This is a genomic window from Paenibacillus sp. FSL R7-277 (genome assembly GCF_000517965.1).
Lineage (GTDB): Bacteria > Bacillota > Bacilli > Paenibacillales > Paenibacillaceae > Paenibacillus_AQ > Paenibacillus_AQ silagei.
Map to the genome: position 1 here is coordinate 1 of NZ_ASPX01000007.1, position 518 is coordinate 518.

A 518-nucleotide genomic window follows, 5' to 3' on the forward strand; every position below is an offset into this window, starting at 1 on the left:
TGAGTATGTGGACGTAGACCCGAAACCGTGTGATCTACCCCTGTCCAGGGTGAAGGTGCGGTAACACGCACTGGAGGCCCGAACCCACGCATGTTGAAAAATGCGGGGATGAGGTGGGGGTAGCGGAGAAATTCCAATCGAACTCGGAGATAGCTGGTTCTCCCCGAAATAGCTTTAGGGCTAGCCTCGGTGAATGGAGTGGTGGAGGTAGAGCACTGATTGGGTGCGGGGCCCGCAAGGGTTACCAAGCTCAGTCAAACTCCGAATGCCATTTACTTCTTGCCGGGAGTCAGACAGTGAGTGCTAAGATCCATTGTCAAAAGGGAAACAGCCCAGACCATCAGCTAAGGTCCCCAAGTGTGTGTTAAGTGGGAAAGGATGTGGAGTTGCACAGACAACCAGGATGTTGGCTTAGAAGCAGCCACCATTGAAAGAGTGCGTAATAGCTCACTGGTCGAGTGACTCTGCGCCGAAAATGTAACGGGGCTAAACACACCACCGAAGCTATGGCTAGATGC

At 53.1% G+C, this 518-nt stretch carries 1 rRNA gene; it reads left to right on the top strand.

The window, feature by feature from the left end:
- Positions 1-518: ribosomal RNA gene (locus C173_RS33475) — 23S ribosomal RNA — on the top strand; the annotation flags it as partial.